23 protein-coding genes and 2 tRNA genes are annotated in these 20422 nt (G+C 67.6%); 13 read left to right on the plus strand and 12 right to left on the minus strand.

The window, feature by feature from the left end:
* Window positions 1-42 precede the first annotated feature (42 nt).
* Window positions 43-1038 carry a hypothetical protein gene (locus ASE86_RS09705; protein WP_056425244.1) on the minus strand — a complete coding sequence of 332 codons (996 nt, stop codon included), beginning with the start codon at window positions 1036-1038 and terminating at the stop codon, window positions 43-45.
* A 20-nt stretch (window positions 1039-1058) separates the two neighbouring features.
* A complete protein-coding gene (locus ASE86_RS09710; protein ID WP_056425246.1) occupies window positions 1059-2780 on the minus strand; it encodes a sensor histidine kinase in 1722 nt (573 codons plus the stop codon).
* 181 nt (window positions 2781-2961) lie between these two features.
* Here ASE86_RS09710 and ASE86_RS09715 point away from each other — a divergent pair, with 181 nt between their 5' ends.
* Window positions 2962-3426, plus strand: coding sequence for an Lrp/AsnC family transcriptional regulator (locus ASE86_RS09715; RefSeq protein WP_056425248.1), 465 nt, complete (start codon window positions 2962-2964; stop codon window positions 3424-3426).
* Window positions 3427-3449: 23 nt separating this feature from the next.
* Here ASE86_RS09715 and ASE86_RS09720 read toward each other — a convergent pair.
* The 5 genes from ASE86_RS09720 to ASE86_RS09740 form a co-directional block, all read right to left on the minus strand.
* Window positions 3450-3526, minus strand: a tRNA-Met gene (locus tag ASE86_RS09720).
* 43 nt (window positions 3527-3569) lie between these two features.
* Window positions 3570-4073 (minus strand): 2'-5' RNA ligase family protein, encoded by a 504-nt coding sequence (locus tag ASE86_RS09725; RefSeq protein ID WP_056426975.1) that lies wholly within the window; start codon window positions 4071-4073, stop codon window positions 3570-3572.
* Complete coding sequence (locus ASE86_RS09730; protein WP_056425253.1) at window positions 4066-5184, minus strand: glycosidase; 1119 nt, start codon at window positions 5182-5184, stop codon at window positions 4066-4068. The genes ASE86_RS09725 and ASE86_RS09730 overlap by 8 nt, the downstream gene beginning before the upstream one ends.
* Window positions 5181-5933, minus strand: coding sequence for an SDR family oxidoreductase (locus ASE86_RS09735; RefSeq protein ID WP_056425256.1), 753 nt, complete (start codon window positions 5931-5933; stop codon window positions 5181-5183). Before ASE86_RS09735 ends, ASE86_RS09730 begins: the two co-directional genes overlap by 4 nt.
* A 33-nt stretch (window positions 5934-5966) precedes the next feature.
* Window positions 5967-6860, minus strand: a complete 894-nt coding sequence (locus ASE86_RS09740) for an alpha/beta fold hydrolase (RefSeq protein WP_056425259.1) — start codon at window positions 6858-6860, stop codon at window positions 5967-5969.
* 18 nt (window positions 6861-6878) lie between these two features.
* Here ASE86_RS09740 and ASE86_RS09745 point away from each other — a divergent pair, with 18 nt between their 5' ends.
* From ASE86_RS09745 to purC, 8 genes are all read left to right on the plus strand, one after another.
* On the plus strand, window positions 6879-8228 hold the full coding sequence (locus ASE86_RS09745; protein WP_056425262.1) for a protein adenylyltransferase SelO family protein: 1350 nt from the start codon (window positions 6879-6881) through the stop codon (window positions 8226-8228).
* A gap of 43 nt (window positions 8229-8271) precedes the next feature.
* Window positions 8272-9699: a succinylglutamate-semialdehyde dehydrogenase gene (gene astD, locus ASE86_RS09750; protein ID WP_056425265.1), complete on the plus strand. Its 1428-nt coding sequence runs from the start codon at window positions 8272-8274 to the stop codon at window positions 9697-9699.
* 88 nt (window positions 9700-9787) lie between these two features.
* A complete protein-coding gene (gene cobA, locus ASE86_RS09755; RefSeq protein WP_056425266.1) occupies window positions 9788-10576 on the plus strand; it encodes a uroporphyrinogen-III C-methyltransferase in 789 nt (262 codons plus the stop codon).
* Complete coding sequence (locus ASE86_RS09760; protein WP_056425269.1) at window positions 10573-10869, plus strand: DUF2849 domain-containing protein; 297 nt, start codon at window positions 10573-10575, stop codon at window positions 10867-10869. The genes cobA and ASE86_RS09760 overlap by 4 nt, the downstream gene beginning before the upstream one ends.
* The gene (locus ASE86_RS09765) at window positions 10869-12500 is read left to right on the plus strand and encodes a nitrite/sulfite reductase (RefSeq protein ID WP_056425272.1); all 1632 of its coding nucleotides are present in this window, start codon (window positions 10869-10871) and stop codon (window positions 12498-12500) included. Before ASE86_RS09760 ends, ASE86_RS09765 begins: the two co-directional genes overlap by 1 nt.
* Window positions 12493-12918, plus strand: a complete 426-nt coding sequence (locus tag ASE86_RS09770; RefSeq protein WP_056425274.1) for a DUF934 domain-containing protein — start codon at window positions 12493-12495, stop codon at window positions 12916-12918. The genes ASE86_RS09765 and ASE86_RS09770 overlap by 8 nt, the downstream gene beginning before the upstream one ends.
* Window positions 12911-13675, plus strand: coding sequence for a phosphoadenylyl-sulfate reductase (locus tag ASE86_RS09775; RefSeq protein WP_056425277.1), 765 nt, complete (start codon window positions 12911-12913; stop codon window positions 13673-13675). Before ASE86_RS09770 ends, ASE86_RS09775 begins: the two co-directional genes overlap by 8 nt.
* A gap of 103 nt (window positions 13676-13778) precedes the next feature.
* Window positions 13779-14561 carry a phosphoribosylaminoimidazolesuccinocarboxamide synthase gene (purC, locus tag ASE86_RS09780; RefSeq protein ID WP_056425279.1) on the plus strand — a complete coding sequence of 261 codons (783 nt, stop codon included), beginning with the start codon at window positions 13779-13781 and terminating at the stop codon, window positions 14559-14561.
* Window positions 14562-14653: 92 nt separating this feature from the next.
* Here the strand turns inward: purC and ASE86_RS15990 are convergent, their stop codons facing one another.
* Window positions 14654-14797, minus strand: a complete 144-nt coding sequence (locus tag ASE86_RS15990) for a hypothetical protein (protein WP_156347089.1) — start codon at window positions 14795-14797, stop codon at window positions 14654-14656.
* A gap of 147 nt (window positions 14798-14944) precedes the next feature.
* On the opposite strand from ASE86_RS15990, the gene purS reads away from it, so the two are divergent.
* The gene (gene purS / locus ASE86_RS09785) at window positions 14945-15178 is read left to right on the plus strand and encodes a phosphoribosylformylglycinamidine synthase subunit PurS (RefSeq protein ID WP_056425283.1); all 234 of its coding nucleotides are present in this window, start codon (window positions 14945-14947) and stop codon (window positions 15176-15178) included.
* The gene (gene purQ / locus ASE86_RS09790; RefSeq protein WP_056425286.1) at window positions 15175-15840 is read left to right on the plus strand and encodes a phosphoribosylformylglycinamidine synthase subunit PurQ; all 666 of its coding nucleotides are present in this window, start codon (window positions 15175-15177) and stop codon (window positions 15838-15840) included. Before purS ends, purQ begins: the two co-directional genes overlap by 4 nt.
* Here purQ and ASE86_RS09795 read toward each other — a convergent pair.
* On the minus strand, window positions 15837-16583 hold the full coding sequence (locus tag ASE86_RS09795) for a queuosine precursor transporter (protein ID WP_056425288.1): 747 nt from the start codon (window positions 16581-16583) through the stop codon (window positions 15837-15839). The two genes, purQ and ASE86_RS09795, sit on opposite strands and share 4 nt — an antisense overlap.
* Before the next feature lie 60 nt (window positions 16584-16643).
* Between ASE86_RS09795 and ASE86_RS09800 the strand changes: the two genes are divergently transcribed.
* Window positions 16644-16720 (plus strand) — tRNA-Arg (locus tag ASE86_RS09800).
* Window positions 16721-16733: 13 nt separating this feature from the next.
* Here the strand turns inward: ASE86_RS09800 and ASE86_RS09805 are convergent.
* From ASE86_RS09805 to ASE86_RS09815, 3 genes are read right to left on the minus strand one after another with little or no spacing between them, the layout of a single operon-like run.
* Window positions 16734-17933: a Bcr/CflA family efflux MFS transporter gene (locus tag ASE86_RS09805; protein WP_156347090.1), complete on the minus strand. Its 1200-nt coding sequence runs from the start codon at window positions 17931-17933 to the stop codon at window positions 16734-16736.
* The gene (locus ASE86_RS09810) at window positions 17930-18937 is read right to left on the minus strand and encodes an NADP-dependent oxidoreductase (RefSeq protein WP_056425291.1); all 1008 of its coding nucleotides are present in this window, start codon (window positions 18935-18937) and stop codon (window positions 17930-17932) included. The genes ASE86_RS09805 and ASE86_RS09810 overlap by 4 nt, the downstream gene beginning before the upstream one ends.
* Window positions 18934-19725, minus strand: coding sequence for an SDR family NAD(P)-dependent oxidoreductase (locus ASE86_RS09815; protein ID WP_056425293.1), 792 nt, complete (start codon window positions 19723-19725; stop codon window positions 18934-18936). The genes ASE86_RS09810 and ASE86_RS09815 overlap by 4 nt, the downstream gene beginning before the upstream one ends.
* Window positions 19726-19839: 114 nt before the next feature.
* On the opposite strand from ASE86_RS09815, the gene ASE86_RS09820 reads away from it, so the two are divergent.
* The gene (locus ASE86_RS09820; RefSeq protein WP_056425296.1) at window positions 19840-20415 is read left to right on the plus strand and encodes a TetR/AcrR family transcriptional regulator; all 576 of its coding nucleotides are present in this window, start codon (window positions 19840-19842) and stop codon (window positions 20413-20415) included.
* The last annotated feature ends 7 nt before the right edge of the window (window positions 20416-20422 follow it).

A 20422-nucleotide genomic window follows, 5' to 3' on the forward strand; every position in this document is an offset into this window, starting at 1 on the left:
GCTCAGGCGACGACCGAGGACGCAGCTGTACCGCGGCGCGAGCTATCGCCCCGTCACTGCGGTCACCAGGTCCTCCGCATCGACGCTTCGCACGCCAAGCCGTGCCAGCAGACCGAGCACCGCGTCCCACCATGTCCAGAACGCCGCCACGCCGGCGGCATCGCGCACATAGGGCGTGTGCCCGGCGACCAGGGTCGGTGAATGGAACGAGAAGTTGAGCAGCGGCAGTCCGTTGCCGACCGCCACGCGGATCGCCTCCAGTGCTTCGCCGACCGGAATCCCCTCGGGCGTGAGCGGAACGCGGTTGAGCAGACCGGTTCGTGCCAGTCCGCCCAGCCCGCGCGGCACCCGCGACGCCGCCCGATGGAGCGGCCGGCCCATGACGCGCAACAGCCCGGTATCGACCGTCGTCAGCGGCAGTTCGACGATCCCATGGTCGCCGACGAACGCGTCGTTGCCGATTGCCAAGAAATCGGGCCCGCTCTGGCGCGAATAATCGAATCGCGCGCGCATCGAGGTGTCGATCGCATAGCCGCGCGCCGCCAAAAGTCGCAGCGTGTTCGGCCCGATCCCGTAGCGCCCCGCGCGATAGATCCGCGGCGTGATACCGAACGCGGTCGTAATCGCCGCACCCAGCGCGTCGAGCTTCGCCGCCTCGAGTTCGTCGGGCAGATTGCCGGGATAGCTGTTGGCCGGTGTCACTGCCTCTTCGAACGGCGGATTGACCCAGGGGTGGAGCTGGCTGCCGACCGCCGCTTCTGTGCCGCCGGCCAGCGCCGCGCCGATCGCCGCGATGCTCTGCGGATCGGTCGCGACCGGATGGTCGACCAGGAACGTCAGCGGCGCGCCCAGGTCGGCGAAACGCCGGGTCGCCACAGGGATCGCCGCGGTCGCGCTGACCGATCGGTTGTCGCGATCGAGCGGGCGCGACCAGTCGAACTCTTCCTCGGTATCGACGAAGATCGTGAAACGCTGCCCGAAATCCACCGGCCAACGAACATGGCGGTCTGGCGTCGGCACGGGCGGGCGAAAGCTCATGCCGCCGTGCTTAGCGCGCCTCAGGACGAAGCGGTATGCCCGATCGCGCCATCGTCGGCGGCGGGCAGGTGCAGCGTCATCGCGCGATCGCCGATGTCGAACGCCCCGCCCAGCGCGCGCGCCAGATTGCGGACCAGTCTGAGCGAGAAGCCGATGCCGAGCAGGCTTGCCGGGCTTTCCTCGTCATCGACCGACAGGATGCGGTCGCCGGGATAGGCATCGAACGCGTGCGGGCGCGTGACGGATATGGCGATGCGCCCGCCGGCTTCGGCGTCGGCGTGCACCGCAATCTCCTCGTCCATCATCGCCGCGCCGATCGCCGCGCCCAGCAAGCGCGAGACGATGCGGTCGAGCGCGCGGGCATCGGCCAGCACGGTCAGATCGTCGGCGATGACCGGCACCGGTGCGCCGCGCGCCTCCGCCAGCAGATGCAGGTCGCCGGCAAGGCGGTGAAGCAACGGCGCGACCGCGATCGGTTCCGGGTCGAGCGGCAACGCGCCGCCGACGACGCGCGCCGCGACATCGACATCGTCGATCGCGGCCAGCAGGCGATGGGCATCGTCGCGCATCGTCGCGGCCTGGTCGCGATAGACCGGCTCGACCGGGCCCAGCATCTCGCACTCGATCATCTCCGAGAAGCCGGCGATGGCATTGGTCGGCGTGCGAAGTTCGTGAACCAGCTGACGCAGCGAATCCGCAGCCGGTGCGGGTCGGGCAGGTGTCGCCGGTCCTTCGTGCCGTTCAGGACGCCGCGCACTGCCGCGATAGCCGGTGAAACGACCGCTGGCGCTATCGAACAGCGGGATCGCCGTCATCAACCAGCGCCCCGCGGCTTCGCCCGCGCCACCGACGACCAGATGGACGTCGGCAAAGCGCGCACGGCGGCGGAAAGCACCGGCGGCGATCCCGTCGACGCCGGGTTGCGCCGGGCGTGCCGGCGTCGCGATCGTCGTGCCGAGGATGGCTTCGCGCGCAGTCCCGTCAACCCAGCGGATCGTGCCCGTCGGGTCGGTTTCGAAGCGGAAGCCTTCGCGCACGGGCACGCGTGCGGTCGGTGCGACGTTCGGCGCCTCGTCCTTGCGCTTCTGGAACGCCTCGATCCGCGCGACAACATCGGCGATGCGGAACACCCCACCTTCAGCGACCGGCGCTTCGTTGTCGTTCTCGCGGCGGCGGCGCGCCTCGGCGACGATCGGCAGCGATTTAGCGATGGCGCCCAGCGAGACGAAAGGGCCGCTCTCGGGCGGGATCGTGGCCGCGGGCTCCGGTTCGGGCGCGGGTTGCGCTGCTGCCGGCTCGTCGGTCGACGCGACGTCCCCCGACAGCACGAAATCGACCGACCCGAAGCTTTCCAGCGCGCGGATTACCGACGCGCTCAGGTCGCGGCGATGACGCAGAACGGCGCGCCCAGCCGGCGACAACGCGGGCAGCAGATCGGTCCATTCGGCATCGTCCAGCACGGCGAACCGCAGGATCGGCGCCGCGACCGCCAGGTCGTCGGTTGCCAGCAACCGGACGAGCGCGGCCGGCGTGGCCGCTCCATACAGCGCCCGCGCACTCGCCGCGCGCGCCGCCACCGGCACCCGCTCGCGAATGTCGCGCAGGGTCGTCAGGGCCCAGTCGTCGGCCGGCACCCGGCCCCGCCCGACCAGATCGACGATCTGCCGCCATGCCGCCTGGGCGGCCGAGGGGCTCGCGAGGTCGATGGTCCGAACCGTGCCGAGAACGTCGTCGAAGCGCAAAGAGGTACATCCCGGTCCCGGCGCGACGGCGTCGGCAGTAAGGAATCTTTAACCCCCCGGACTCGCGAATGGAAACAGCGAAATCGGGCACATTTTGCGGTCGTCCGAATGTGAGACAATTGCGTTCCGGCGTAATATTCTTATCGTGGCGGGAACGAATGATAGAATAAATGGGGCGGCTATGGCGTTCGATCGCATTGATCGGCAGATTTTGGGTCTTCTTCAGGACGACGGGCGGATGACGAACGTCGATCTCGCCGAACGCGTCGGGCTGACGGCCCCACCGTGCCTGCGCCGCGTGCGCGCGCTCGAGGAAGCGGGCGCGATTCAGGGATATCACGCCAGCCTCGATCCGGCGAGCCTGGGCTACACGATCACCGTCTTTGCTATGGTCAGCCTGAAAAGCCAGGCGGAAGCGGACCTGACCGCGTTCGAACAGCATGTCGCGACGATCCCCGAGGTCCGCGAATGCCACATGCTGAACGGCGAGATCGACTTCATCCTGAAAATCGTCGCGACCGACCTGCGCAGCTTCCAGGAATTGCTGACGACACAGCTGACGCCGGCACCCAATGTCAGCCATGTTAAGACGTCGCTGACGATCCGCACGTCGAAGTCGCTGCCGGGAATACCGGTGGGTGGATGACGGGGGAGAAATCACGGGGTCGGTGGTAGCGAAGGAGGGACTTGAACCCCCGACACGCGGATTATGATTCCGCTGCTCTAACCAGCTGAGCTACTTCGCCCAACCCCGTGAGGCGCGCCAAATAGGTCGGGCAGACGCAGCGGTCAAGCGAAGTTGTGCAACGAATGTTGCTCCCACGGGCCACCGCGATACCACCAGCTGGCGAGCCCCTTGATCCGGAGAGGCCGGCGACGGAAATCGGCCGAGAGTTTGGCCTGCAACGCCTTGGCCTCGGCCGGCGCGACCTTGTTCTGGATCGTCACGTGCGGACGCCAGCCGGCGCGATCCTGCGGCGTCAGCAGTGGGGCGAAGGCATCGGCCAGATCGGCACGGATCGCCTCCAATTCGGGTGATTCGACCCGGAACGCGGTGCCGCGGCCAAGCGACATCACGCTGCCGAGCCACGCCTGGGGAGAGTCCACACCACGGGTAAGCTGCGACAGCCGATGCTTCAGCTCGTCACCGACCGACGGGGGCAGATGGTGGAAGAGCGTCAGATGCGCAGCCAGATGATTGCGCTCCGGCGGGAAGTGCGCGCGGCGCAGGCCGTCGAGCGCGGCGGCGTCCTCATGCCCGAACACGGCGCTGACGATGATGGGATCAGACAGCGAAAACCTCCTTCGGGATATGCGTGATCCGGCAGGCGAGGTCCGCCTCGCCGCTTGCGACGACGTAGTGAGCGCCCCCATCGGCGATGCCGGTCGTGAAGACGACACCGTCGAGGTACATCAGGTCGCGGATCGGGTCGGTCAGCGCGGGCGCGGGTTCGAGCAGCGGGCTGTGTTCGTTCGCGACGGTTTTCGATGGGTCGTCCCGGTCTAGGATCGACCAATAGGTGCGGTAGATGCCGACGACGCCCGACGGCTCGACCCCGTGCCATAGCGTCAGCCAGCCGCGATCGGTCAGGACCGGCGGCGTGCCCCCGCCCATTCGCGCCGTCGCCAGCGTGGCGGCATGGGGGCGGATGCCCGGCGCGTCGTGCGGCTTCCAGTGCAGGGCATCGGGGGATGTCGCCAGATTGATTGACGGCCCCGCACGCCACTCGCTGTCGGGCGGATAGGCGAAATACAGATCGCCCAGCGGCCGGGTCTGTGCCCAGAACCTGCCCTGCGGCTGGCCCTCGAAAATCAGCATGTCCTTGTTCTGGTGGTCGAGGACGATCCCCTCCAGCGTCCACTCCATCGCGTCGGTCGAAGTGTAGAGCGTCGTCGAATGCCGCTCCGGGCTGACCGAACAGGTCGTCATCAGGTAGCGACCATCGACCCGGCTGATCCGCGCGTCCTCGACGCCGTAGCATTGATAGGCCGCGCGCGGCTCGATAGCCCGGTCATAATGGATGGCGACGATGTCGAGCCCGTCGGGCGTCATCTCGACCGGCAGCAGCCAGCTGAGCGAAGTCAGCGCCATGACCTTCCACCCGGCCTGCCGCATCATGAACTTCCGCGGATCCTTGGTATCGACCTGTTCCAACGGCCAGGCGTCTAGCGTGTAGCCGTCGCCCGTCCAGCGGATCGCATGGATGTGCCCGTCGTGGATCGGTTTCCGCAGCGCCTCCGCGACACGCACCATCAGGAGCAGATTGCCGTTCGCCAGCCGCGTCATGCCGGGATTGAACGCGCCCAGCACATAGGTCTCGGCATCGAAATGCCCGCGCAGAGGCGAGCGGCTCAGGTCGATGTCGGCGGGCGTAAAGACCAGCCGGTCGATCGCGAACGTCATTCGCCCTCCTGATCGCGCGGGACGATCGTGATCTGCTGGACGACCGTGCGCTGCGGCTGCGTCAGGACATAATGGACGCCGACGGCGATGTCCTCGGCGCGCAGCATCGTTTGCTTGGCGATCATCTCGCGCTGTTTCTCAGGCGGCAAGTCGGGCTGCTGCATGTCGGCGCCGGTCTTGCCCGGTTCGACCAGCGAGACGCGGACGCCCTTCGGCCCGACCTCGCGGCGCAGCGCCTCGGCAAAGCCGGCGATGCCCGCCTTGATGCCGGCATAGACGGTCGACCCCGGACCCAGGACATGCGCCGACATCGATCCCGTCAGCACCAGATCGGTCGCGCCGGCCTCGATCGCGGCGTGCGCGCTCATCAGGTAGGCGGTGAAATCGGTCGCGATGGCGTAGCGCACGGCATCCGCGCTCATATCCGTCAGCCCCTCGGCCGCGACGGCGGCATTGATGACGGCAACGTCTATTCCGCCGAGCGCCCGCCCCGCTTCCTCGAAATAGCGCGCGACCGCGCCGTCTTCGGCCAGGTCGATGCTCGTGCCCTGCCCCTCGCCGACATCCGCGATGCGGTCGAGCGCGTCCTGCAGATGGTGCGGATCGCGTCCGCAAATGTGCAGGCGCGCGCCTTCGGACGCCAGCAGCACGGCGATCGCGCGACCGATGCCGGTGGTGCCGCCGGTCACGACAACCCGCCGCCCTTTGAGTGACGTCATGGCGGTATGCGCGTCGGACGCGTCGGTCATTCTTCGTCTCCCGGGATGTCGGGCAACAAAGGATCAGGCGGGCACCGGTTCCAGCACTTTGTCGAGCAGGCGCGATATCGCCCTGATCGACGTTGGCTCGTCGAGCGTCGGGGCATGGCCGACCGCAGGCACCGTTACGACATCTGCCCGGCCGCCCAGCCGCACGCCCATCGCCGCGGCGGTCTTCTCCGACAGGATGTCGGACCGCTCGCCGCGCAGGACCAGCGCCGGTCGTCCGGCCAGCGCATCCAGCGTCCGCCACATGTCCGGCCCCGCCTCGTTCCCCGGCATCCGGAACGGCTCGGCGATGCGCATGTCATAGTCGAGCACGATGCGACCCGCCGAGTTCAACCGGTACAACCGCTTCGCCATCGCAAGCCAGCCCTCGATCGTATAGTCGGGGAACACGTCCGAATTCGCCTCCGCCAGCGCGCGCGCCGCGTGCAGCCAGGTCGGGTGCCACGTGTTCCTGCCGACATAGCCACGGATGCGCGACAGTCCGGCCGCCTCGATCTCCGGCCCGACGTCGTTCAGCAGCGCGCCGGCGATGCGATTGCGCTCGACCGACGCCAGCAGCATCGTCACGATCCCGCCGAGCGACGTGCCGAACGCAACGAAGCGTTCGATCCCCTGATCCTCCAGCAACGCCTCGACGTCCTGGAGGTAGGTGAGCGGGACATAGCTCATCGGATCCTTGGCCGACTGGCTCTCGCCCCGGCCGCGAAAATCGAGGGCAAGCACGCGCCAGTCGGGCGCCAGCCGCTCGGCCAGCGAGGCATAGTCGCGGGCGTTGCGGGTCAGCCCGGGCAGGCACAGGATCAGCGGGCGCCCGTCGCCACCGCCGGTGTAGTCGCGGTAGTGCAGCCGAAGGCCGTCGCGCGATTCCCAATAGGCGTCGGCATAGGGGCGGTTGCGCTGGTCGGCCATGGCCACCCATATCGCGGCATGGCCAGCAGACTGCAACCGTCACGCGCGATCCTCGATCTGGGCGACGAATTCTACGATCCCGTCGCCGCGGCGGACTTCCCGCAGACGATCCTCCGGTTCCGGAACGACCGCGCCGCAGCGGAAGTCGGGCTGGAGGGCTTGAGCGATGCGGCGTGGGTCCGCCATTTCGGCCGGTTCGCGCCTCTGCCCGGCAGCCTCGATCAGCCGCTGGCGCTGCGCTATCACGGGCACCAGTTCCGCACCTACAACCCCAACATCGGCGATGGCCGCGGCTTCCTGTTCGCGCAGGTACGGGACATGAACGGACGGCTGATGGACCTTGGCACCAAGGGAACGGGCCAGACGCCGTGGAGCCGGTTCGGTGACGGGCGCCTGACGCTCAAAGGTGGCGTGCGCGAAGTGCTTGCAACCGAGATGTTGCAAGCACTTGGCGTCGATACCTCGCGCAGTTTCTCGCTGATCGAGACGGGCGAGGCACTGGAGCGCGGTGACGAACCCTCGCCCACCCGCTCCGCCGTTCTCGTCCGTCTGAGCCACGGTCATATCCGCATCGGCACCTTCCAACGGCTCGCGTATCTGCGCGATGCGGATACTATGGCGCGGTTGGTCGATTATGTGCTGGGCAAGCTTTACGGCGAACCCGGCGGCGATCCCGTTCGCCTGCTCCAGCATGTCGTCGCGCGCGCGGCCCGGCTGGCGGCGAGCTACATGGCGGCGGGGTTCGTCCACGGCGTGCTCAATTCCGACAACATCAACGTGACCGGCGAAAGCTTCGATTACGGCCCCTGGCGCTTCACCCCGACCTGGGACCCGGGCCATGTCGCGGCCTATTTCGACCATGCGGGGCTCTACGCCTTCGGTCGCCAGCCCGAGGCGATCCATTGGGACGTCATGCAACTGGCCGTCAGCCTGCGCGTCCTGACCGACGCCGAACCATTGATCGCGGCGCTGGAGGCGTTTCCCGACCTCTATCAGAGCGAAGTCACCGCAGCGCTCCTGTGGCGGCTTGGTATCATGCCGCGGGGAACGACCGAGGACCGCGCGCTGGTCCAGGCGATCGAACCCGTGCTGCGTGCCACCGAAACGCCGATCGACCGCTTCTTCTTCGATGCCTTTGGTGGTCGCCTGCCCGATCGCTATGACGAGCCCTTCGCCGGCGTGCGCGCCGCGCTCACCCCCTACCGCCCGCGCAAGTGTCGCAGCGACACCTACTGGTCGGGCGAGCCCTGCTCGATGCTGATTGACGAGGTCGAGACGCTCTGGTCGGCGATCGACGAGCGGGACGACTGGGCACCGTTCGACGCCAAGCTGGCGGCGATCCGCGCGATGGGCGAAGCGCTCGCCTGACGTTCCCCTTGGCAATCCGCGACTTTCCCGGCAGACACCCGCCATGGCGGGCCAAGAAATCATTTCTACCGAACCGGCAACCGGCGCGATCCTGTGGCGACGGATGCCCGACGACGTCGACACCGAGGTCGCCCGCGCACGTGAAAGCTGGCCCGCCTGGGCCTCGCAACCGCTCGCCTACCGCATCGAGACGCTGCGCCGCTTCGCCAACGTCGTGCGCCAGCGAACCGATGCCTTTACCGACCTGATCGCGCGTGAAACCGGCAAGCCGCTGTGGGATGCGCGGACCGAAGTCGAGGCGGTGATCGCCAAGGTCGACATTTCGGTCACCGCATATTCCGAGCGCACCGGCCAGCGCCGCAGCGAAACGCCGATGAATGCGCGGATGGCGCTGCGGCACAAGCCGCACGGCGTGCTCGCGGTACTGGGCCCCTATAACTTCCCCGCGCACCTGCCCAACGGCCACATCGTGCCTGCGCTGCTGGCGGGCAATGCGGTGGTGTTCAAGCCGTCGGAAAAGACGCCGGCCTCGGGCGAATTCCTGGTCCAGTGCCTCCATGCCGCCGGCGTGCCGGAGGGCTGCATCCGGCTGGTGGTCGGCGGCGCGGACGAGGGCAAGGCGCTGGCCGCGCATGACGGCATCGACGGACTGCTGTTCACCGGCTCCGCGCGCACCGGCCTGGCGCTCAACCGCCTCTATGCCGACCGCCCGGAGAAAATCCTGGCGCTCGAGATGGGCGGCAACAATCCGATCGTCGTCTGGGACCAGCCCGACCTCTATTCCGCGGCCGTGCTGGTCGTGCAGTCCGCGTTCACCACGTCGGGCCAGCGCTGCACCGCAGGTCGCCGGCTGATCGTCGACGAGCGGCTGGCCGATCCGCTGATCGCCGAGATCGATACGCTGTGCCGCCGGATGATCGTCGGCGAACCGCACGCCGATCCGCAACCGTTCATGGGCCCGGTGATCGACAACGACACCGCCGACATGCTGACCGAAAGCTTCCTGGCGCTGATGACGATGGGCGGCCGCCCGCTGAAGCACCTCGAACGCCCGATCGCCGACCGCCCGTTCCTGACGCCGTCGCTGATCGACATGACCGGCGCGCGCGATCGACCCGATGTCGAACTGTTCGGCCCGATCCTGCAGATCCATCGTGCCAAGACCTACGAGGAGGCACTAAACGAGGCCAATGCGACGCGCTATGGTCTGTCCGCCTCGCTCATCAGCCAGGACCCCAAGCTGTACGATGCGTTCTGGGCGAACATCCGGGCGGGCATCATCAACTGGAACCGCCCGACCAATGGCGCGGCGTCGAGTGCGCCGTTCGGCGGGATCGGCTGGTCGGGCAACCATCGCCCGGCGGCCTATTACGCCGCCGACTATTGCGCCTATCCTGTCGCCAGCAACGAGGCCGAGCAGGCCCGCGCGTCGATCGGGATCGGCCTCAGGGATATCGACGGAAACCGGTGATTTCGCCCCGGCGGACAAACTTTCCTACCGCCGACCCAAGCATCGCTGGTTTGCGAGCCGGCGCGACCGGCCCCATCTCGCCGACATCATGGCGACCCTTCTCGATCCCATCGCCCGCGGGCGTGTCATCCTTGTCGGCGCAGGCCCCGGCGACCCCGGTCTGCTGACCGTCCGAGCGGTCGAGGCGCTGAAATCCGCCGATGTGGTCGTCCACGACGGCTTGATCGATCCGCGCGTGCTCGATATCGCGCCGCCGACCGCGCACCGCATCTCGGTGGCCAAGCAACGCAACCGGCACACGCTGCCGCAGGAGGGCATCAACGCCCTAATTCTCGCGCACGTCCGGCTGGGACAGGTCGTCGTGCGGTTGAAGGGCGGCGATCCCTTCATCTTCGGTCGCGGCGGTGAGGAAGTCGAGGCGGTGCGTGACGCCGGCCTGCCGGTCGAGGTCATCCCGGGCGTGTCGGCGGCACTCGGCTGCGCAGCCGAGGCGATGCTGCCGCTGACGCACCGCGACTGGTCGTCGGCGGTCAGCTTCGTCGCCGGCCAGTGCAAGGGTTTGAACGAGCAGGACTGGTCGGGCCTGGCCGGCAAGGGCCGGACACTCGTCATCTACATGGGCGTCGCGACCTGCACCGCGATCGCCGACAAGCTGATGGCGGACGGCGTCGCCCCCGACATGCCCGTCGCGGTGCTGGAGAAGGGCACGCTGACCAGCCACCGTGCCCTGCGCACGCTGCTGGCCGATCTTGGCGACATGGTCGTGCGTGAGAGCGTCGGCAGCCCGGCGATCATCGTCGTCGGCGAGGTCGTGCTGCTGGCGGACGCCGATGACCGGCTCGGCAAACTTGCCGCCCAGGCCGAGGTTCTGGCGTGAAGCTGTTGACCGGAAACGATCTTGCCAGCGGCGACGTCGTCTGGTGGACCGGCCGCGATTGGTCGCGCCACGTCGAGGATGCCGCGGATGTGGCGGACGGCGGCGAGAGCATCGGCCGGGCCGAGGAGGGCGCGCGCCGCGTCACCGGCCCGTACGTGATCGATGCCGCTGCGACGCCTCAGGGTCCCCGCCCCGCTCACATCAAGGACCGCATCCGCGCGCTCGGCCCGACCGTCCGCCCCGACCTGACGCTCAAGCCCGCCGACCCGTCGGTCGGGGATTGGATCATCTGATGTACCGTTACGACCAATATGACCAACGCCTCGTCGACACGCGCGTCGAGGAATTCCGCGATCAGGTGCAACGACGCCTGTCGGGCGCCCTGAGCGAGGACCAGTTCAAGCCGTTGCGGCTGATGAACGGCCTGTACCTGCAACTCCACGCGTACATGCTGCGGGTCGCGGTGCCCTATGGCACGCTCGACAGCCGTCAGATGCGGATGCTCGGCCATATCGCGCGCAGGTACGACCGCGGCTACGGCCACTTCACCACCCGCCAGAACATCCAGTTCAACTGGATCAAGCTGGAAGACGCACCCGAAATTCTCGCCGAATTGGCGACGGCGCAGATGCACGCCATCCAGACAAGCGGCAACTGCATCCGCAACATCTCGTCGGACCAGTTCGCCGGCGCCGCTGCCGACGAAGTCACCGATCCGCGCCCGTGGGCCGAGCTGCTCCGTCAGTGGAGCACCTTCCACCCCGAGTTCAGCTATCTGCCGCGCAAGTTCAAGATCGCGGTCATCGCCAGCGACACCGACCGTGCGGCAATGCGGCTGCACGACATCGGCATCCAGCTGGTCGAACGTGACGGGCAGATCGGCGCGCGTGTCTTCGCCGGTGGCGGCATGGGTCGCACGCCAATGATCGCGGCCGAAATCAACGATTTCGTGCCGGCATCGGAGATCCTGTCGTATCTGGAGGCGTGCCTGCGGGTCTACAACCGACACGGCCGACGCGATAACATCTACAAGGCGCGGATCAAGATCCTGATCCACGATCTGGGCGCTGCGGAATACGCTCGCCAGGTCGCCGAGGAACATGCCGGCCTGAAGGTGCTCGACCTCGATCCGCCAGCCGCGGAACTGGAGCGGATCACGGCGATGTTCGGTGCGCCGGCGTTCCAGAAGGACGCACCAACCGACCTTGACCGCAGCGATCCGGACTTCGCCGTCTGGGTCGATCAGAACGTCTCGCCACACAAGCAGCCGGGCTACGGCATCGTCACGATCAGCCTGAAGCCGATCGGCGGCATACCCGGCGATGCATCGGCCGACCAGATTGACGTCATGGCGGACCTGGCCGAACGCTACAGCTTCGACGAGTTGCGTGTGACGCACGCCCAGAACATCGTCCTGCCGCATGTCGCGACACGCGATCTGCACGCGATCTGGACCGTGCTGCGGGAGGCCGGGCTGGCCGAGGCGAACCTGGACCTCATCAGCGACATCATCGCCTGCCCCGGCCTCGATTACTGCGCGCTCGCCAACGCGCGCTCGATCCCGCTCGCGCAGAAGATCGCGACCCGCTTCGGCAAGGCCGGGCGCCAGGAGGAACTTGGCGAGCTGAAGCTGAAGATCTCGGGGTGCATCAACGCCTGCGGCCACCATCACGCCGGGCACATCGGCATTCTGGGCGTCGATAAGAAAGGCACCGAAAACTACCAGCTGCTGCTCGGCGGATCGGGCGCGGAGGATGTGAGCCTCGCCAAGATCACCGGGCCCGGCTTTGACGAGGACGGCGTGGTCGATGCGATCGAGAAGGTCACCGACCTGTATCTCGCCCGCCGCGACACCGGGGAACGCTTCCTCGACACCTATCGCCGGCTCGGCATGGAGCCGTTCAAGGAGGCGATCTATGGCTGAGCTGCTGCGCTACCGCGACGATGCCGCGCATGAGGAGCCGGCAGTCACGCTCGACGCCTTCGTCGGCCAGTACGACGCGCAGGCCGTGCGCGTCGAATCGGGTGACGACATCCGCGTACTGTTGCCGCATCTCGCGCAGATCCGGCTGATCGAGGTCGCCTTTCCCGGCTATCGCGACGGCCGCGGCTACTCGACCGCGCGGACGCTCCGGGAAGCCGGGTACACCGGCGAATTGCGCGCGCAGGGGGACGTTCTCGTCGATCAGATCCCGCTGATGCGCCGCTGCGGGTTCGACAGTTTTGCCCCCGAAGCCCCGGTTGATCCCGCTGCGCTGGAACGCGCACTCGGACGCTACGACGCCGTCTATCAGCGTGCGGCCGACGACCGTGTACCGGTATGGAGACTACGCCATGGCTAGTGCCGCCCGCGGCATCGACATGATCGACATCGCCCCTGCCTTTACCGCTGCCGAAGCCGCCGCATACGATACCCGTTTCGCGGGTGTCGCGACGCAGGACCTGCTGGGCGAACTGATTGCCGGCGAATTGAAGGGTCGCATCGCTGCGGTGTCGTCGTTCGGCACCGAGTCTGCGGTGCTGCTGCACATGATCGCGCAGGTCGATCGCGACGTTCCGGTGATTTTCACCAACACGCAGAAGATGTTCGGCGCGACACTTCAGTATCGCGACGAGCTTGCCGAGCGGCTGGGCTTCACCGACCTGCGCGTCTACCGCCCCGATCCGCACCGGCTCGCGGCAAGGGATGGCAACGGCCTGCGCTGGTCCTACGACCCCGATGGCTGCTGCGAGATCCGCAAGGTCGAGCCGCTGCGCCGCGCGCTTGCCCCGTTCGACGCATGGATTTCGGGGCGCAAGGGTTTCCAGTCGGGCACCCGCCGCGCGCTGCCGCGGTTCGAGGAAGACGAGGGCCGCCTGAAGCTCAACCCGCTCGCGGACTGGGACAAGGCCAGGCTCGACGCCTATTTCGTCGCGCATGACCTGCCCCGCCACCCGCTGGAGGCGGAGGGCTACGCCTCGATCGGCTGCTCGCCCTGCACCAGCAAGGTGAAGCCCGGCGAGGACCCGCGAGCCGGGCGCTGGCGCGGGTGGGACAAGACCGAATGCGGCATCCACTCAGCCGTTGGCGACAACGACGCCGACCAGCCGAGCTTCTGATGCCGGCCGCCGATTGCACGGGGCGCCCACGTCCGATATAGGCGCGACCAATCCCGCCCCGGTCGCATCCGCCGCCGGGGCGCGCGCATTTGAAGGACTGTCGATGGCCCGTCGCCGCCAGATCTACGAAGGCAAGGCAAAGATCCTCTACGAGGGTCCCGAACCCGGCACGCTGATCCAGTATTTCAAGGATGATGCGACGGCCTTCAACGCCCAGAAGAAGGGCACGATCAGCGGCAAGGGCGTCCTGAACAACCGCATCTCGGAGCATGTCTTCACGCTGCTCGGCGCGATCGGCATCCCGACGCACTTCATACGTCGTCTCAACATGCGCGAACAACTCATTCGCCAGGTCGAGATCGTGCCGATCGAGGTCGTCGTTCGCAATGTCGCCGCCGGCTCGCTCAGCAAGCGCCTGGGGATCGAGGAAGGCACGCCGCTGCCGCGCACGATCGTCGAATATTACTACAAGGACGACGCGCTCGGCGATCCGATGATCTCCGAGGAACACGTGCTGTGCTTCGGCTGGGCCAGCCAGGACGAACTGCACGACATGGCCGACATGGCCATCCGCGTGAACGACTTCCTGACCGGCTTGTTCGCCGGGATCGGCATCCGCCTGGTTGACTTCAAACTGGAATTCGGCCGGATCTGGGACAACGACTTCGGCCGGATCATCCTGGCCGACGAGATCAGCCCGGACGGCTGCCGCCTGTGGGACATGGCGTCGGGCGAAAAGCTCGACAAGGACCGCTTCCGCCGCGACCTGGGTGGCGAGGTCGAGGCTTATCAGGAAGTCGCCCGTCGCCTGGGACTGTTGCCCGAGGGCGAAGGCGATTCGGCTGTTCTGGATCTGGAAAGCCACCGTAAGCGGCGAGGGAAGTAACGGGCAGCGCGCGGTTTGCGGTAGCAGGCCGGCGACTCGCCACGACGGGCGGCGGGACAACCGCTCCCGTCTGACGGGGTGGCGACCAGACGCTAACCCTTCACTTTGAAGCCGCAGATGATCCCGAAGACGAACGTCGCGAACAGCGCCAGTTCGACGTGACTGCCCGACCAGTGGAAATAGTCCCGCCCGAATCCCACGAGCGCCACGAACATCACCATTGCCAGATAGGCCATCCCTGCCACTCCACCCGGCGACGCGACCTGCGCCGCCCGCGCCAGAGTGTTCCCAAAACGTAAACGCGGGATGAAGCCTTGCCCGCTGTCCGTCGCAGGGGCATAGGCGCGGCCATCCAATCCTTACCGGTCGGGGACCCTTCTCAGATGAAACTTCGCATCGTCGTGACGCTCAAGCCCGGCGTGCTCGATCCGCAGGGCAAGGCGATCGAACACGCGCTCGGCAGCCTCGGATTCGGTGGCGTGGGCGAGGTTCGCGCCGGCAAGATCTTCGAACTGGACGTCGCCGACGACACCGGCGATGCCGCGATCGACGAGATGTGCCGCAAGCTACTGGCGAACACGGTCATCGAAAACTACCGCATCGAGCGCGCACAATGAGCGCCGCGGTCGTCGTCTTCCCGGGCTCCAACTGCGACCGCGATCTGGCGACCGCCATCCGGGACGTCACCGGCCGCGCGCCGCACATGGTGTGGCACGGCGACAGCGAATTGCCGGGCGACCTTGACCTGATCGCGATTCCCGGCGGCTTCTCCTACGGCGACTACCTGCGCTGCGGCGCGATCGCCGCGCGGTCGCCGGTGATGGGCGCGGTCATCCGGGCCGCGGAGCGCGGCGTGCCGGTGCTGGGCATCTGCAACGGCTTCCAGGTCCTGACCGAAAGCGGCCTGCTGCCCGGCGCGCTGATGCGCAACGCCGGCCTGGACTTCGTCTGCCGCGATGTCGCGCTGACGGTCGAGAACAGCCAGAGCCGCTTCACCAGCCAGTACAAAAGCGGCGAGACGCTGTCGGTGCCCGTGGCGCATCACGACGGCAATTACTTCGCCGATACCGAGACGCTCGACCGGCTCGAAGGCGAAGGCCGCGTCGCGTTCCGGTACGGCGAGAGCGTCAACGGTTCGGCGCGCAACATCGCCGGCATCCTGAACGCGGCGGGCAACGTGCTGGGCATGATGCCGCATCCAGAACGCAGGATCGAAGCCGCGCATGGCGGCACCGACGGACGCCGGATGTTCGAAGGGCTGCTGGCGGCGGTGGCTTAAACCCGCGCCTTGAACGGCGTGAAGTCGGTCGTGTCGTCGTACACGTCGATCCCTTCGCGCCGTTTCAGCGTGTTGACGACCAGATAGGTGACCGGCGTCAGCGCCGCTTCCCACGCGGTCTTCAGCAGGAACTGGCTGATCACGACCTGGATGATCGCATCGCTCGTCCACCCCGCCGTCCCGGCAAAGGCGAGCGGATAGAAGATCAGGCTGTCGAGGCCCTGTCCGACGACGGTCGACCCGATCGTGCGCATCCACAGATAACGCCCCTTCGTCAGCACCTTCATCTGCGCGAGCACGACGCTGTTGGCGAATTCCCCCGCCCAGAATGCGATCATCGACGCACCGACGATCCGCCAGGTGTTGCCGAATACGCTTTCATACGCTGCCTGCCCCGTCCAGCCGCGCGCCGGGGGCAGCGATACGACGACCCACGCCATGAACGCCATGAAGACGAGCGCGCCGAAACCCATCCAGATCACGCGGCGCGCGCGGGCATAGCCGTAGACTTCGGTCAGGACATCGCCGACGATATAGCTGACGGGGAAGAAGAACACGCCCGCGCCGAACGACCACATCCCGATGACCGGCAGGTCGACTTCGGATCGCTTGGCCGCCCCGATCAGGTTGGACAGCAGCAGGACGACGACGAACGCGACCATGACGATGTCGAAATACCGAAAGTCGCCGCGCCCAACCTCACCCGAGTTGCGCCGCTGCACCTCATCTGCCCCCTGGTTCATGCGCGACCTTATGATCGCCGTTTCGCTACCGATCAATCCGCGCTAACGCATCTTCAGCGCGCGCCCGTAGCTCAGCTGGATAGAGCAAGGAGCTTCTACCTCCTCGGTCGGGGGTTCGAATCCCTCCGGGCGCGCCAATCGCTTGTCCGTTCATGCACATGCGAAGCGGAAGGCGATGACGCCGCCGAGCGATCCGACCGCGATGATGGCAGAACACGTCGTCAGTGGTGACCACGGGGACACGCCGATCAGGGCCGTGCCGAGGCCGGCAGCCGCCATCTGGAGGAAACCCAGCAGCGCGGAGGCCGATCCGGCGGTCGCACCGAACGGTTCCAGCGTGATCGCGGTGCCGATGGGGTTGATCGTCCCCATGCCGAGCAGGAACAGCGTGATGGCGGCGACGAACGGGACAGGCGTCGTCGCGTCCAGGCCCGAGAGCAGCGCAATTCCGGCGGCGAGCGCGATCACGAGACCCGTCATCCCGACCCGCGCCGTCCCGAACCGTGCGGCCAGACGCGGCCCGGCAAGTCCGCTGGCGAAGACGACCAGGACCGTCGCGGCGAAGAACAGGCTGAGCCCCGCCGGCGAAAACGCCATGCGCTCGAGCAGGATCGCCGGTGCGGCACCGAAGAAGGTGTAGAGGCAACCGATCATCAGGCTGACGGTGACCGCAGGCGCCAGGAAACGCCGATCGCGGAGCAATCTGGCGTAAGTCCGCGCGCTGTCACCGAGCCTCAGGCGCGTCCGCCGGTCGGGCGTGAGCGTCTCCCCGGCGGACATCAGATAGGTGACCGCGAGCAAGACAGCGACGGCGAGCATGAGGACGAAGGTCGCGCGCCACCCGAACAGCGATGTCGCCGCGGTCCCGAGCGCGGGCGAAAAGCCCGGTGCCGCCGCCATCGCGATCATGATGAGCGCCAGCACGCGGGTCAGCGCAGGCCCGGTGAACAGGTCGCGGGCGATGGCGCGCGTCAGCACGGCGGTCACGCACGCGCCGAGCGCCTGGATTACGCGCGCGACCACCAGGATCGCAAAACTGTCGGCCGTCGCACCGACCGCGCTGCCGATCGCGAACAGCGCCAGCCCAACCAGCACCGGCCGCGCCCGGCCGATCGCGTCGGTGACCGGCCCTACCACCAGTTGCCCGACCGCAAAGGTCGCGAAGAACGCACTGAGCGTCCAGGCAAGCGCGGGCTGGCCGACGCCCATGTCGCGCGCCATCGCCGGAAAGGCAGGCAACAGGATGTTGGTCGCCAGCGCCCCCAGCGCGGCCAGCCCGGACAGCAGCGCCAGACGCCCGGCACCGATCGCGGCATCCGTATGGGCCGGCGGGGAGGCTTTCGCGGTCACGCCGGCGACATGACCTCGACGACCACCTTCCCCTTCGCCCGGCCGCGATCAAGATCGTCGAGCGCGTCGTTGACCGCGTCGAAGCCGAAGCTGCGTTCGATGACCGGGCGGATCGCGCCGCCCTCGACCAGCCGGGCGATCCGGGCCAGCTGTGCGCCGTCCGCCTTCATGAACAGAAAGCGATAGGCGACGCCGTGGGCCCGCGCCCTGCGGCGGATGCGCCAGCTCATCAGGCCCAGGATCGCCCGCAGGGCAAGGTTCAGCCCCTGCGCGCGGGCAAAGGCCGGATCGGGCGGGCCGGACAGCGACACGATCATTCCGCCGGGCTTCACCACGCTGACCGAGCGCGTCAGCGTTTCAGCATCCTGGCTGGCGAGCACGAAATCCTGATCCGTCAGCAGGGCTGCGAAATCCTGCGTGCGATAGTCGATGACGGTGTCGGCGCCCAAACTGCGGACCAGGTCGGCACCGCTGCCCGCCGTTGTCGCGACCGTCGCGCCGAGATGCTTGGCAAGCTGGATCGCGAGCACCCCGACACCGCCCGAGCCCGCATGGATCAGCACCTTGGTGCCCGGACCGACGCGGCCGAGATCGACCAACGCCTGCCACGCGGTCAGCGCGGTCAGCGGCAGGGCGGCGGCCTCCACCATCGACAGGTTCGCCGGCATCAGCGCGACATCGGCCGCAGGCACCGCGATCCGCTGCGCCAGCGTGCCGATGCGGCCGTCGCGCGGGCGGGCGAAGACCGCGTCGCCGACCGCGAACTCGCGCACCGCCCTGCCGACCGCGACGACCCGCCCCGCCAGGTCATGCCCCAGCACGAAGGGCGGCTTGTAGGGCAGCAACGGCTGGAATTCGCCGTCGCGAATCTTGCTGTCGAGCGGATTGAGGCCGGCGGCATGAACCTCGACCAACAGGTCCTCGTCCCCCACCACCGGCTCCGGCAGGTCCACCAGCGCCAGCGACCGGCCCTTGCCATAGCGCTCGACGACCCAGCCCCTCACTCCGCGTCGCCGGTATAGCGGGGGGCAGGCAAGCTCTGGCCGAACCCCGGAATCATCGCCACCCGCGCGGCCTGATAGGCGTCCCACAGTTCGCCATCATGAAGCGGCGGGATGGTCACCGCCTCGCGCCGGTCGAACCCGGCCAGCGCGGCATCAACCAGATCGCCGACCGCCATCATCGGCGGCAACGCTGCCGGGTCGGCCCCGGCGCGCGCCCAGATGTCGGTCGCGGTCGCCGCCGGCAGCACCGCCTGGACGTAGATGCCCTTGGGCCCGAGTTCGTGCGCCAGTCCCTGTGACAGGAACAGCACGAACGCCTTGGTCGCGCCATACACGCTCTGGCCGAATTCGGGGACCAGCCCGACCACCGAGCCGATGTTGACGATCGCACCGCGCCCCTCGGCCACGAAACGCGGGGCCACCGCGTGCGCTAGCCGCAGCACCGCGGTCGTGTTGACCGCCACCAGTTGCGCGAGATCGTTCGCCGATTGCTGCTCGAACGCGCTCGCAAACGACAGCCCGGCGTTGTTCACCAGCACACCGATCCGCGCGTCGTCGCGCAACCGCGCCTCGACCGCAGCGATGTCCGTTTCGTCAGCCAGATCGGCGCGCAGGATGTCGATCGTGACGTCTGTTTCCGCGCGCAGCGTCTGTGCCAGCGCGTCCATCTTCGCGACGTCGCGCGCGACCAGGACCAGATCATGACCCCGCCGTGCCAGCCGGTCGGCGTAGGTCCCGCCGATTCCCGAAGAGGCGCCGGTAACGAGAGCGGCAGGCAGGTCGTTCATCGCTGGGTCCTCGACGCTTTAATTATGACGGTCATCATGATCGTTACTAAATATGATGGCGATCATATATGTCAATCTGGCGATCTGGCTTTTTTGGATGCTGTGGAGTTTCGAATGAAGGTGACGCGCGAACAGATGCAGGCCAACCGCGCCCGCATCCTGACCGAAGCGGGGCGTCTGTTTCGCGAACAGGGTTTCGACACTGTCGGCGTGGCCGAGATCATGCGTGCCGCGGGGATGACGCATGGTGGATTCTACGGCCATTTCCGGTCCAAGGACGACCTTGCTGTACAGACGCTGGCGCATCTGTTCGCCGGCGACGCGCCCGACCGTCCCGGCACCGGTGGACTGGCGGCATTCGTCGATGCCTATCTGGCGCCGGGGCACCGCGACGCGCCGTCTGACGGCTGTCCGACCGCCGCGCTGTCGATCGACGCGGCACGGCACGGAAGCGAGACGAAGGCTGCCGCCTCGGCCGGTATCGCCGCGCAGATAGACCGCATCGCCGCCGGGCTTTCCCCCTGCCCCACCGACGACGACCGGGCCGATGCCGCCGGGTTGTGGGCGACGATGGTCGGCGCGATCATCCTCGCCCGCGCCAGCGACGGCGCTCTGGCCGACCGGATCCTGACCGATGCCAAGAGGTGGATCGAAACGGCACTGGCCGCGCGTGCCGGCGAACAGCTCTAGACGGTCA

It is taken from the genome of Sphingomonas sp. Leaf33 (assembly GCF_001421785.1).
GTDB lineage: Bacteria > Pseudomonadota > Alphaproteobacteria > Sphingomonadales > Sphingomonadaceae > Sphingomonas.